At 63.8% G+C, this 12,950-nt stretch carries 9 protein-coding genes; 1 reads left to right on the top strand and 8 read right to left on the bottom strand.

All coding sequences use genetic code 11. The annotated features are described in order from the left end of the window. Together AC0L3C_RS16385 and AC0L3C_RS16380 are read right to left on the bottom strand one after the other, a co-directional pair. Nucleotides 1-1,017, bottom strand: a complete 1,017-nt coding sequence (locus AC0L3C_RS16385; protein ID WP_473408470.1) for a transporter — start codon at nt 1,015-1,017, stop codon at nt 1-3. 110 nt (nt 1,018-1,127) lie between these two features. Beyond that, nucleotides 1,128-1,907 carry an acetoacetate decarboxylase gene (locus tag AC0L3C_RS16380; RefSeq protein WP_473408469.1) on the bottom strand — a complete coding sequence of 260 codons (780 nt, stop codon included), beginning with the start codon at nt 1,905-1,907 and terminating at the stop codon, nt 1,128-1,130. A 255-nt stretch (nt 1,908-2,162) separates the two neighbouring features. Between AC0L3C_RS16380 and AC0L3C_RS16375 the strand changes: the two genes are divergently transcribed. Further along, on the top strand, nt 2,163-3,338 hold the full coding sequence (locus AC0L3C_RS16375) for a patatin-like phospholipase family protein (protein ID WP_473257447.1): 1,176 nt from the start codon (nt 2,163-2,165) through the stop codon (nt 3,336-3,338). 716 nt (nt 3,339-4,054) lie between these two features. Here the strand turns inward: AC0L3C_RS16375 and AC0L3C_RS16370 are convergent. The 6 genes from AC0L3C_RS16370 to AC0L3C_RS16345 all read right to left on the bottom strand — a co-directional run bounded on the left by AC0L3C_RS16370 (nt 4,055) and on the right by AC0L3C_RS16345 (nt 12,944). Next, nucleotides 4,055-4,618, bottom strand: a complete 564-nt coding sequence (locus AC0L3C_RS16370; protein WP_473257450.1) for a hypothetical protein — start codon at nt 4,616-4,618, stop codon at nt 4,055-4,057. Between the two features lie 303 nt (nt 4,619-4,921). Further along, a complete protein-coding gene (locus AC0L3C_RS16365) occupies nt 4,922-6,631 on the bottom strand; it encodes a response regulator (RefSeq protein ID WP_473408468.1) in 1,710 nt (569 codons plus the stop codon). Further along, nucleotides 6,628-8,142 (bottom strand): ATPase domain-containing protein, encoded by a 1,515-nt coding sequence (locus tag AC0L3C_RS16360; RefSeq protein WP_473408521.1) that lies wholly within the window; start codon nt 8,140-8,142, stop codon nt 6,628-6,630. Before AC0L3C_RS16360 ends, AC0L3C_RS16365 begins: the two co-directional genes overlap by 4 nt. A 218-nt stretch (nt 8,143-8,360) precedes the next feature. Then, nucleotides 8,361-10,058: a GMC family oxidoreductase gene (locus AC0L3C_RS16355; protein WP_473408467.1), complete on the bottom strand. Its 1,698-nt coding sequence runs from the start codon at nt 10,056-10,058 to the stop codon at nt 8,361-8,363. Nucleotides 10,059-10,480: 422 nt separating this feature from the next. Then, nucleotides 10,481-12,040 carry an acyl-CoA carboxylase subunit beta gene (locus AC0L3C_RS16350; protein ID WP_473278365.1) on the bottom strand — a complete coding sequence of 520 codons (1,560 nt, stop codon included), beginning with the start codon at nt 12,038-12,040 and terminating at the stop codon, nt 10,481-10,483. Beyond that, entirely contained in the window at nt 11,970-12,944 is a 975-nt protein-coding gene (locus AC0L3C_RS16345; RefSeq protein WP_007609063.1) for an IclR family transcriptional regulator, read from the bottom strand. The genes AC0L3C_RS16350 and AC0L3C_RS16345 overlap by 71 nt, the downstream gene beginning before the upstream one ends. Nucleotides 12,945-12,950 lie beyond the last annotated feature (6 nt).

Here is a 12,950-nt window from a genome sequence, read left to right as displayed (position 1 = left end):
CTATTTGAAAATGCCGGTACGCCGCATGAAGAGATAGGCCGCACCGACCGACGAGGCCATCAGGAGCGCCGCCCAGAAAAATCCGCTCTCGACATCGGTCAGCGGCAGGCCCTTGGTGTTCATGCCGAAGATACCGGTGATCAGCGTCGGCGGCAGCAGCAGCGAGGTTACGATCGAGAGCGTGTGGAGGTGGTTGTTGCTTTCCTCCTCGTTCTTGAAACGCAGCTCCTCCTCGAGCAGGCGGCTGCGTTCGCGCAGCTCGACGATATCGTGGTCGAGGCCGTCCAGCCGCTGCGCCAGCTTGCCGGCCTGGATTCGCAGGTCCGGCGACAGGTGGTCGGTGTTCTTCTGGTCGAGGCGATGGAACAGCGTACGCAGGCCGGTGAGCTGGCGATGCAGCCTGACGCAGGTCCGGCGCAGCCGGCCAAGATTGCGGCGCATCTCCGGCTTGGCGTCGTCGGCCAAAATCCGCTCCTCGATGTCGTCGATCTCCTGGCCGAGCTTGTCGGCCATCCTATCAAGCGTGTCGGCGACCTCGTCGACGATCTTTTCAAGGAGATGGGCGACGTTGTCGACGCGGTAGCCGCCTTCGAGCACCCGGCGTGTCGCATCCGCCGAGCACAGCGCCTGATGGCGGCCGCTGATCAGGAGCCGCTCGGTCATGGCGAAGCGCAGGAACGCGGTCTCCTCCGTCGCGCTGTCGATCTCGCGCACGAGGTCGGAGAATACGCCGTAGACGCAGTGGTCGATGACGTGAAGCTGCTGGAAGGTGTCGCTGGACAGCAAGAGCTCGCGCGCGAGCGGCGGCAGCTGTGACGCGGCGATCCACGGCCGTGCGCGCGTGTCCGTGAGGTTGAAATGCAGCCAGAGCCGGCCGTCGTGACTGAACTCGATCGGCTGGTCGATCGGCAGCGCCTCGGCGCCGCCGTCGCCGTGGAGGCGGAATGCCCATACCAGGCCGGGAATGCAAGGCACGGAATCCGATATCGCGCTGACAAGCTTAGCCGGCTCAGCCATGACCAACCCCAACCGTCAACGAACGCCCCGCTCCGCAAGATGGCTGACGGCATCTTCCGGACCCTCGCGGGTACTCAATTACGGCATTGTTACAGTTTGATGATAACGCCCTACTCCGCGGCCAGCCCGGTGGTGGCCAACTCGGCTTCCCTGATGTAGTCGTGCACGACGCGGCCGAACGGCAGCGTCAGGTCGGCGATGTAATGATGCGCGCCGAGGCAGCGGCGGACCGGGAAATCGGCTACGGGGGCATTGACATGCGGCACCAGATGCAGCCGGCCGGGCCCCATCCAGGAGCCCTTCGGCACGATGTCGATGAGGTTGATCGCGACGAGCTGGCAGATCTCGAGGCGGCCGTCGACGCCGGGGGTCATCTTCAGATTGACCTGCGTCTTCGACAGCGTCGCCCGGGTCAGGTCTCCGTTGCCGGCCATGCTCTCGTGCTTGTAGCCCATCGTGCCCATGGCGACGAGCTGGCCGGCATATTCCAGCGTGCCCGTCAGCGTGTCCTTGACGATCTCGAGTTTGGGATGGGCGTATTTCTTGGGAAAGCCCCATATCTCGCGGCCGGCTGCGATCGGCGGATCGTCGTCCAGATACATCTGCGAGACGAAGTTGACCTCCTCGCCGTGCAGGCGCGCGGGGATGACGAGGCCAGACTCGGTGTAGCTGCCGAAGCCGGACGAGTCCGGCATCCTGATCCATTCGTAATGCACGATCGGCTGGTCGATCGGCTCCAGCGGCTCAGGCAGGCCGGCGCGGATCAGCTCCGGATCGGTCTCGTAGGTGATGACGAGGAATTCGCGGTTGACGAAGCGATAGGGCCCCGCCGGATAGCTCGGCCCAGCCGCCGGCATGGATGGAAGCCTCAGTAAATCTTCCCTGCGCATCGCCGGTCTCCTCTCGTGGTGCTCATGTGATGCCCGCCCGGCAGCGTCAGGCGGCGATGCAGATTGCTAGCCGCCGTCATTGACTGCGATGTGAAGGATTTCCGTCATCCGCACGACCGCAGCCATTCTTAGGGCGCTCATGGTGCATGCAAGCGATGCATCGGCGCCAGAATGTCATCACGCCGTCACCGCCCGACGCAATCGTTTGGCCTCTGTCATTGAAGCATGATCTCCATGCTTGCCAGGAGGCACACCATGGACGCCCGAACGTCGCAACCGGCTCATCAGACCCATCAGCCTCCCTCGCGAGGCTGGCGGCCCGAGCGCTGCGACCGCGTTGCGCTGGTGTTGCAAGGTGGCGGCGCGCTCGGCGCCTACCAGGCCGGCGTCTACCAGGCGCTGCACGAGGCCGGCATCGAGCCCGACTGGGTCTGTGGCGTCTCGATCGGCGCGATCAACTCCGCCATCATCGCAGGCAACAAGCCGGAGAAGCGGCTCGAGGCGCTGCGCATCTTCTGGGAGCGCATCACCAACCGCAAGATCTGGCACTACACGCCTGACGGAGACATCTTCCGCCAGTGGCGCAATCTCACCAGCGCGTGGATGACGTCGGCGATGGGCCAACCGGGCTTCTTCAGCCCGCATCAGGTCAATCCCTGGCTGAGCCCGGTCGGCGCCCGGACCGCCACCAGCTATTACGACACGATGCCGCTGAAGGAGAGCCTGCTCGAGCTCGTCGACTTCGACCTCATCAACGAGAAGAAGGTTCGCTTCGCGGTCGGCGCCGTCAACGTGCTCTCCGGCAATTTCATCTATTTCGACAATTCCCATGACGAGATCGAGCCGGAGCACATCATGGCTTCCGGCGCCCTGCCCCCGGCACTGCCGATGGTACGGATCGGCACCGATCATTTCTGGGACGGCGGCATCGTCTCCAACACGCCGCTTCAGCACCTGCTCGACCAGGAAGACGCGCTCAATTCGCTGGTGTTCCAGGTCGACCTGTTCAGCGCACGCGGCGTGCTGCCGCGCTCGATCCAGGACGTGATGGCCCGCCACAAGGACATCATGTATTCCTCGCGCACCCGCCACAACACCGACGTCTACCGCCGAACCCACAACCTCAAGGTCCTGCTCTACAAGGCCTTGGCCAAGCTGCCCGACGAGCAGCTCTCCGAGGAGGAGCGCAAACTCAAGTCAAGCCTGCGCCACATGCCGGAGATCGCGATCCTGCATCTGATCTACCAGCAGAAGGCCTACGAGGGCGACGCCAAGGACCACGAATTCTCGGGCACCTCGATGCGCGAGCACTGGACCTCCGGCTACGAAGACACCAAGCGCACCCTCAAGCGCCGCGACTGGATCAAGATGCCCGACGAAGGCATGGGCCTCGTGGTGCACGACGTGCACCGGGAGACGGAGAGCGCGTAGCTCTATCGTCCCGTCGCGATCACCCAATTCCCGTTCCCGGCTTGCAGGCACACTTTCGCATTCTCGCGGCTCATTTTGCCCGAGCTTTGCTCTTGTCTTCGCACCCTCTCGAAGGAAAGGGCGCAGGGAAGGCCGGGCGCCGGCTGGCACCCGTAGTCCCGTGTGCGAGCAAGACGCGCACGGGGTGGACGACAGGTGACGCCGGCAACCGGCCTTCCCTGCGCGAATGGTTTTACGGCTTATGACGCGCTCTCCCCGGGGAGCGATGCACTATTGCCCCCGTCGCCTTGCGGATGGCTGATGTGCTGACCCGGTTGGGCAGAGCATCACCACAAGACTTGACGCACAGACCCCGGGCGTCAGGACCACACGATTTTGCCGTCCGCGCACCTCCCCGCCCCTGTCCTCGATGCCTGGCGTGCGCTCGCCATCGAGACCGAACGAGGAGGCTGTCAGCGCCGTGTCGTACCGCGTGTGCAGCTGCTCACGGGAAAACCCGCCCTGCAGCCTGCCCAGCGCGCCGACGCAGTCGCGGCCACCGCCTCCCGGCCCGCGTCTCGTGACGATCGCGAAACGCCCTTGTAGCAGGCCGGGATGCGCGCAAACTACGCCTTATCCGAACTTCTGTAAATACGAATATTATTTCAGTGCGGGGTTGACAAGGTGTTCCGCGCGATGGCGCACCAGGTCTCGTAACGCACCTGCCGGCCCGCGTCTCAAGCGACCGAACCGCCGCGCGGGTTGACGATCGTGTAGCCACGCAATGAACGCGCATGCATTCGCGTCGCGTGTCCGCCCGAGTTGGCGTCGTACGCCAGCCAGATATCCCCGCTTAGGTGTTGCTCGAGGACGAACACATGTCCGTGTCGGGCTGCGACCATTCCCGGTGCGGGTGATGTCCGCGGGAAGCGCAGCCAGTTCGACGCGAGATTCAATTCCGGCACGATACGGCCGAACACGCGCAGAGCAGCGCCGCAGCCGCAGAAGGAGGAAGGGCAACCTGCCGGACGACCACCGACGATGCGAGCGCCGGAGAGGCTCGCCGTCGCGGCGCCGCCTGCGTCGGTCACTGTCAGTTGCGTCGCGCGATAGGATTGGAGTGAGGACCCGGGCGTTAGGAAGGACCTGGACGTCCGCTCACGACGCATTTGCGAATACGAGAAGTCGCAGGGCATCGTCACGTTGCATTCGGGTGCTTGATGAATGCGATAAGGCCGTGCTTCGGAAGCGACGAAACTAAAGGCAACGAAGAAACACGCGGAAAGAACCGACTTGAACATTGCAGGGCTCCAACTGAGGGTCCCTGCCCCTGCAAAGAAATCAACAACAGTTTGGCTGAAATGGTCTCAAATGACGGCTGAAAGTGGCTGCATTTGCGGGCCGATTTTGGCAATCAATATAGCCACACATAGTGGCGGAAATCTTTAACTCGCAGAAAACGAATGCGTGTCTGCGCAATCCAGACGCGACCGCTTTGCATTTGTTCGTCGCATCGTTGCGCGCCGCGGCACGATCGGCAGAGCGCGCAATTGCGCAGGCGCGCCCGGAAGCCATAGCCCGGCCGGTGATTGTCGCGCGAATCGTCAGCCCCGAGTCTTCGCCAAGCCCGGTCCTGCGGTTGTCGCAAAGTCCGACTTTGCCGCACCGAGCGCTGCGGCGAGTTCGTCGATGTGGTAGGGTTTCGGCAGGATCCGGATCCCGGCCGCTTCGGCGTCGTGAACCGCGGCTTCGGCGTATCCGCTTGTCAGCAAGACCGGGATGTCGCTTCGCCTTCTCTTGATCTCGGACGCGAGTTCGACACCGTTCATGCCGCCCGGCATCATGATATCGGAAAACACCAGGTCGACGGAGCGGCCGTCCGCCAGGGCACCGAGAGCCGCCGCAGCGCTCGCCGCGCGAGTGACCTGGTAACCGAGCTGCGCAAGCATCTCGCTGACCAGCGCGGCGACCTCGTCGTCGTCCTCGACGAGGAGAACCCGGCCATGATTGGCCTTCTTGGGCCGAGCCCTGTTCAGGTCGATGAGATGCCGTTCACCCGAAGGAATATTCCTGGATCTCGGCAAGTAGAGCTCGATGCTGGTGCCCTCGTCGACGATCGATTTTATGCGAACCATTCCGCGTGACTGCGTCGCAAATCCGTGGACCTGAGCAAGCCCCAGGCCCGAGCCTTTCCCGACATCCTTGGTCGTGAAGAACGGTTCGAAGACCCGCGCCAGGATCTCGGGCCTCATTCCAACACCTCTGTCGACCACGGACAGACGAACGTAATCGCCCGCGATCTCGTCCTCGGTCAGGCCGGCCAGGTTCTCCCCGCGGACAACGATGGTGCCACCGTTCGGCATCGCATCGCGGGCGTTGACCGCCAGGTTGAGAATGACCAGCTCGAGCTCTCCCGGGTCGACCTCAACCGGCCAAAGGCCCTCGGGAAAATCAAACTCGACGTGAACGTCGCCTCTCAGGCTCCGATCGAGCAATTCGCGCATGCCGCCGATCTGCGCTGGGATGTCGACGGCCTCGGGCCGGAGCTTCTGCCGCCGTGAAAAAGCCAGAAGCTGCCTGGTCAGGCCGGCACCCCGCTGCGCCGCCTGAACCATTCCCTCCAACAGACGACGCCGCCGATCAGGATCAGTCTGCCGATCGAGCATGTCCAATCCACCGGAGATCACCATCAGCAGATTGTTGAAGTCGTGAGCTACTCCGCCGGTCAATTGTCCGATGGCTTCGATCTTCTGGGCCTGACGAAGGGTCTCCTCGACGCGGGCGCGCTCTTCCATTTCGGCCCGCAGATGCTTGTTGGCCTCCTCGAGGGCGCGGGTACGCTCGACGACGAGCTTCTCGAGCTCCTGGGCCGTCCGCTCGCGCGCCTGCAGCAAGGTCCGAATTTCATATTGCCGCCGGCGGGCCCGCATTGCGGATTGGATAGCGCTCGTCAGCGTGATCGGCTGAACCGGGCGCTCCAGCAGCGAAACGTTGCGGAGTGTCTCGACGATGCTGCGGCGCCAAGCAACCACCGCCGGCTGCTCCCGGTGGCTGGTGAGAATGACAAAGGGCAGGTCGGACCAGGGCGGCTGCCGCTCGATCCAATGTGCCAACGGCTGGGTATCCTTCCCGAACAGGCCCTCCTCGGCGAGAAGAACCGCGCCCACGCCCGCCGACATCTCGCTGACCAGCTCAGGGAGACTACGACAATTGATTGCTAGGAGATTCGAATTTCGGAAGAGCTCGACCGATGCCGGTCCATCGCGGCCGATCGGAGCAAACACCAGGACGCAATGATCGCGGTCGGCGCTCATTCCGACAGCCCTTCCGGCATTTCCGTGCCCGAGTAACGCGGATTCCCGGAAAAGATGCCGCTGAACCCGGTCAGCGGAGGACCTACCGTAATGCCGGCACTGCCAAGACGAAACTCGCGGATGGAATTTTCATGATTGCCGCTGCGCTTCTTCACGACCGAGAGCGCACGCCGCACCGTTCCGCCGACTTCGAAATAGCGCAGCATGAGCACGGCATCGCTCAAATAGCTGATATCGAGAGCCGTTTCCATCGGACCGACCAGCCCATGCTGAGCGAGGATCAGGACGGTCAGCACGCCTTTCTGTCCGAGATAGCTCAGGAGCTCGTGCATCTGGAGGATCAGAAATCGCTCATCCGGCATTGCGTTGAGGTAGCCGTTCAGACTGTCGATGATAACAATTCGGGCGCTATCGTTTTCGACGCTGTTGCGCACATTGGCGGCGAATTCGCCGGGGGACATCTCGGCGGGATCGATCTGTTTAAATCGGATGAGCCCCGATTGCAGATGGCTTTCAAGGGGCAGGCCCAGCGTTCGAGCCCGGGCCTCCACTGTGCCGCGACCTTCGTCGAAGGCAAAGAACACCGCATGCTCACCGCGATCTGCCGCCGCGATCGCATAGGTCAGCGCGAGAGAAGACTTGCCGACACCGGCGGCGCCCAAGAGCAGCGCACTGGTGCCGCGCTCGAGCCCTCCTCCCAGGAGTTGGTCGAGTTGCGCATTGCCGCTGGGCGTTAACTCACCGATGAACGAGGTGTGATGTTCGGCCGCCACCAGACGGGGAAATATCCGCACCCCTCCCGCTTCGATCGTGAAATCGTGGAAGCCGCCGCGGAATCGAATGCCGCGCATCTTGATGACGCGAAGCCGCCGGCGCTCTGCTCCATAATCAATAGCGAGCTGTTCGAGCATCACGACGCCATGCGCGATCGAATGGAGCTGCAGATCGTCCTGGGAGGACGAGAGATCGTCGAGGAGGATGACCGTGCAATTGCGGTTGGTGAAAAAGTGCTTCAGCGCCAGAACCTGGCGCCGGTACCGCAGCGGGTTCTGCGCAAGGAGGCGGAGCTCGGACAGGCTGTCCAGCACGACGCGCGCGGGATTGATCCGTTCGACCTCCTTGAATATCAGGCCGGTGGTTTCGCTCAGCTCCATTTCGGCGGGATGGAAGACGGTGAGCTCGCGCTCCGGATCGAGCGTCGTCTCCGGCGGCACCAGTTCGAAGATGTCGACGCCTTGCAGCGACCAGCCGTGCCGCTGTGCCACCAGCGTCAGCTCACGCTTGGTTTCCGACAAGGAAATATAGAGCACGCGTTCACCGCAACGGGCGCCCTCGAGAAGGAATTGCAGCGCCATCGTGGTCTTGCCCGAGCCGGGCCGACCCTCGTAAAGGTACATGCGATTGGGATCGAGCCCGCCGTAGAGGATATCGTCGAGGCCGTCACTGCCGGTCGAAATCCTAGGCAACTCTCCGGGGTCGCTGGTTTGCGCCCGGCTTGATGAATTGATCATTGAACCCCCATGAAGCTCCATCGCCGACATGCGCTCCGGCCCCGAGAGGGGACGCGCGGTCAGCGGCCCGGTCCCAGCCGGAAGGCGAAATCTGGCAAAGAACGCCTAAGCTGGGTTCCAAGTTCCGCCTGCGGACGCATGTCCGCCAGACCGCCTGCCGCGGAACCGTTCTCGACCCCAATTTTTCGTTCTACCGCCAGCCCGAAAGCCGCGCGAGCTCACTGCATCATCGCGGCCGCGATCTTCTCCGCCGACATCAGGACCGGAAAATTGGTGTTGGCGCACGGCACCACCGGGAAGATCGAGGCATCGACGACGCGCAGGCCCTGCACGCCCTTGACGCGCCCCTCTGGATCGACCACCGCCATCGGATCGTCGGCCCGGCCCATGCGGCACGAGCAGGAGGCGTGCCACACGCCGATGGTCGCCTTGCGCACGAAGGCTTCCAGCGCCTCGTCATCGTTGATGACGTCGTCGAAGGTGAAGCCCTCGACCACGAAATTGTCGATCATGTAGTGGCGCAGCGCTGCCGGCCCGTCCATCGGGGCCGCGGCGATCTTGGTCAGAAACCGATTCTTGGTGTTGACCACGCCGATCTTGCGCACGCGGTCGGTATAGGAGGCCGGGAACGGCTTGTCCGTCACGGCCCTGACAACGTCGCTCATCTGCACGGCCGCCATCTTGCGGAAACCGCTCATCAGCCGATCGAGGTCGCGCCGGTCGGACAACAGGTTGAACTCGACGATCGGCTCGACGACCGGATCGCGCGAGGCAAGCTTGACCTGTCCGGTCTCGGAATAGGTCTTGTTGACGAATGTCAGCAGTGATCCGATCTGCTCACCGACCGCGTGCCAGGCCGATTTGCTGAGCAGGACGACGAACATGTCGCCTTTCGGTACGCCTTCGAGCCCGGACGAGTAACGCAGGCCGAGCTGCATGTGTCGCCGGGTGTGCTCATTCATCCGCGCGCCGCGGCGAACAAAGGACGACAGCGAGATCGAGGGATGATCCATCAGGCGCTGGCCGACGCCTTGCAGCCCCATCAGTACGGGAATGCCCATATCCTTGAGGTGACCGACCGGGCCGATGCCGGCGCGCAACAGATGCGCCGGCGAATGGATGGCGCCGCTGGAGAGAATGATCTCGCGGGCGCGGAATTCCTGCTCCCGCCCGTCGACCACCGCCTTCACGCCGACGCACCGCGTGCCTTCGAACAGCAATTCCCTGACTTGCGTGTTGGTGGAGATCGTGAGGTTGGCGCGCTTGCGCGTGTCGCGATCGAGATAGCCCATGGCAGCCGAGACGCGTTGCTCGGCCTGGTTCGAGTGCGTCACGGGGAAAAACCCGTCGACGAACTCGCCGTTCTGGTCGGGCAGGAACTGATGTCCGGCCTGCTGGAAGGCTTGCGCGAACGCCTCAGAATGCCGCGTCCAGTGTTCCCTGGGGATTCGGCGGACCGGGATGCGACCGTCCTTGCCGTGGTAGGGCCCGTCGAAATCGAGGTCGCGCTCGACCTTCTTGAAGAAGGGCAGCACATCGTTCCAGCTCCACCCCGCAGCGCCGCGCGCTTCCCATTCGTCGTAGTCGGTCGGCGCGCCGCGGTTGGCCATCTGGCCGTTGATCGAAGAGCCGCCGCCAAGCACGCGAGCCTGCTCGTATTTGCGTAAGGGCGGACGCCCTTCGTTCGGATTGTTGTGGCTGACGATCTGCGTCGTGACCTTGAGTTCGGTCCAGTGGAAGCGCGGATCGAAATAGGCCGTCCCCGGATAGCTGTCCCTGATCTCGGCCGGCTCATCTCCGGGCGGTGTGTCCTGTCCCGCCTCGCAGAGCAGGACCTTGTTGGCGCTCCTGGCGGAGAGCCGGTGGGCCAGCACGGACCCCGCCGAGCCGCCGCCCACGATAATGAAGTCGTACACGATTGGCGCTTCCTCTTGTTCTTATCCGGGAAGCGTAGCGCGTTGTTGTTTTGAGGTCACGTCATCACTGCCGCGGCAAAGCGCGAGCACAACGCCGCCGACGCCGAAGGCACCGCCCGGCGGCAGCCATCGGCCGTCCGGTCAGCAGGTGACGAGGTAGCGAACCCAGGAGGCTTTACGGCTTCCTCACGAAGCCGGCGCGCAACCGCTCGGCAAACCAGACTACAAAAATTGCAGCGAACGACAGACCGAAATATATGGCTGTCCAAAGCAGCGCGTTACCCGCATTTGTCATGACGTCTCTCCCTCGTTCCGAACGAGACGCTTGCAGACAATCGGATGCGTGGCGTTGCGCTAGATCAATTTTGCGAAACTGCGATTGGGCTGAGGTCGGCATCAGCGGCTCGCAGAGGCCGCTGAAGCTACGGCCTGATCGAAAACCTCTCCGGCGGCCCTGGCTTTCGCAATGGCTCCGCCAGCCGCGCGAACTCGCACAGCAGCGACCGCGTCTTCCTGGGATCGATGATCTCCTCCACCCAGAACTTTTCGGCGGAGCGGAACGGCGAGCGCAGCTTGTTGAGGCGACCCTCGATCTCCTTCAGCTTCTCCGCCTTGTCCTCGGCCGCGTCGATGTCCGCGCGATAGGCGGCTTCGATGCCGCCTTCGAGCGGGAGCGAGCCCCAATAGGCCGACGGCCAGGCGTAGCGGATCGAGAAGCGGTCGGCGGGCTGATGCACCACGCCGGCGACACCGAAGGCATTGCGCAGGATCACCGTGCACCAGGGCACCGTGGTCTGGTTGACCGCGGCCATGGCGCGAACGCCATGGCGGATGGTCCCCGCCTTCTCCGCATCGAGCCCGATCATGAAGCCGGGGCAGTCCATGAGATAGACGATCGGCAAATGGAAGGTCTCTGCGAAGTCGACCCAGCGCACCACCTTCTGGCAGGCGTCCGCCGTCCAGGAGCCGCCATAGTGAAAGCTGTCACTGGCAAGCACCATCACCGCCCTGCCCTCGAGCCGCGCGAGGCCGACAATGATCGGCTTGCCGAAATTCTTGCCGACCTCGAAAAACGAGCCCTTGTCCACGACCTGTTCGACGATCGGCCGTATCTTGTAGACCTGCTTGCGGTTGCGTGGCACCGCGCTCATCAGCGCCTCTTCCGTGCGCTCCGGATTGTCGGTGCAGGGCAAGGTCGGCGGCAGACCGTCAACCGACGACGGCAGATAGGACAGGAATCGCCGCGCGCAGGCAAAGGCCTCCTCCTCGGTGTCGACGGCATGATCGACCGCGCCGGCGCGGGTCTGGATGTCGGCGCCGCCGAGCTCTTCCTTCGAGAGGTCCTGCCCCAGCGCCTTCACCACCGGCGGGCCTGCGACGAACATCGCCGACTTCCGGGTCATGATGGAATAATGGCTGGCGGCAAGACGCGCGGCACCGAGCCCTGCGACCGAGCCGAGGCCGAGCGCGACCACGGGCACGCGCGACAAATTCTCCGTGGTGAAGCGATACCAGCGTGTGCCGCCGATGCCACCCGGCAAGTTCGCCGCGCCCTTGGTCTCGATGGTCTTGACCGAGCCGCCGCCGCCGGAGCCTTCGATGATGCGGACGATGGGCAGGCGGAGATCATGAGCCATCTCCTCCGCCATCAGCGGCTTTGCGGAGATGGACGCGTCCGCCGAGCCGCCGCGCACGGTGAAATCGTCGCCGACCACGACGACGGTGCGGCCTTCGACGCGCGCGCGGCCGAACACGCAGTTCGCCGGCGTCAATTTCTGCAACTCGCCGCTGGAATCGTACTCGCCGACGCCGGAGACGGCACCGATCTCGTGAAAGCTGCCCTTGTCGGTCAGTCTGTCGATACGCTCCCGAACAGTCAGTCGGCCCTGGTCATGCTGACGCTTGACCTTGTCAACGCCGCCCATCTCCCGCGCGAAGGCTTCGCGCCGGGCGAGCTCGTCGAGTTCCGACTTCCAGTTCATTCACTCCCTCCGAATTGATCGGCTTGTTATTGTTGTGCACGGCCATGGCGACCGGTTTGCGCGGGATGCGGGCGTTGAAGACGTCGCCTTCCGCGCCGTCCATCAGGCTGCCGAGCGAGCGGCCGAGCGCGACCATCAACGGGGCGACCTCGGCATGCAGACGCTCTTCGTCGTACATCGACGATAGAAGACCGATCGTGATCACCACGAAGGTCTGGTATTGCGGCGACCAGATCGGCACCGCTAGCCCGTTGATATGCGGGCTCCACAGGCCGCAGGCCACGACATAGCCGCGCTCATGCAGCGACTGCCGGTTGGCCTCGATGCGGGGCCGCAGGATTTTCGCAGCCTCGGGAGCTTCCCGCTCCATGTCCGCGATGAAGGCATCGCCGACCTCGGGCGCCAATGCCGCGGTGTAGGCTGCGCCCGCAGCGGTCGAGGCCATCGAGATGCGGCTGCCGGTGCCCTCGTGCAGGCCGAGCGCCGAGGCCGAGCGCGCGAACTGGAGATAGACCAGATGGAAGCGATCGGGGACCACGAAGCCGACGGTGCCGGGCAATTGCTCGGCGACTTCCTGGAGCCGCTGGCGGATCATGCTGCGCAGCTGCGCGCCCTTCATCATCGAGGCGCTCATCGCCACCGCGCTCGGCCCGATGCGATATTTTTGATCGCGCGGCAGATAGACCAGCTGCCCCATCCGCGTCAGCGTGTGCGTGAGCCGCGACACCGTCGAGCGCGGCAGGCCGCAGCGATTTGAAATCTCGAGATTGCCGAGCCTGCTATCGTGGCCCTCGAAGCATCGCAACACGTCGAACGCGCGCGACACCACCTGGATGACATCACCCTCACCGGCATCGCCGGCGAGCGCACCTTGTCTACTCAACCGCTCCGAACGTCGTCCCATGATCCC

The sequence above is a fragment of the Bradyrhizobium sp. WSM4872 genome (genome assembly GCF_055811715.1).
Note: the sequence above shows the minus strand (reverse complement) of the source record. Positions and strands in the feature narration are given on the sequence as shown.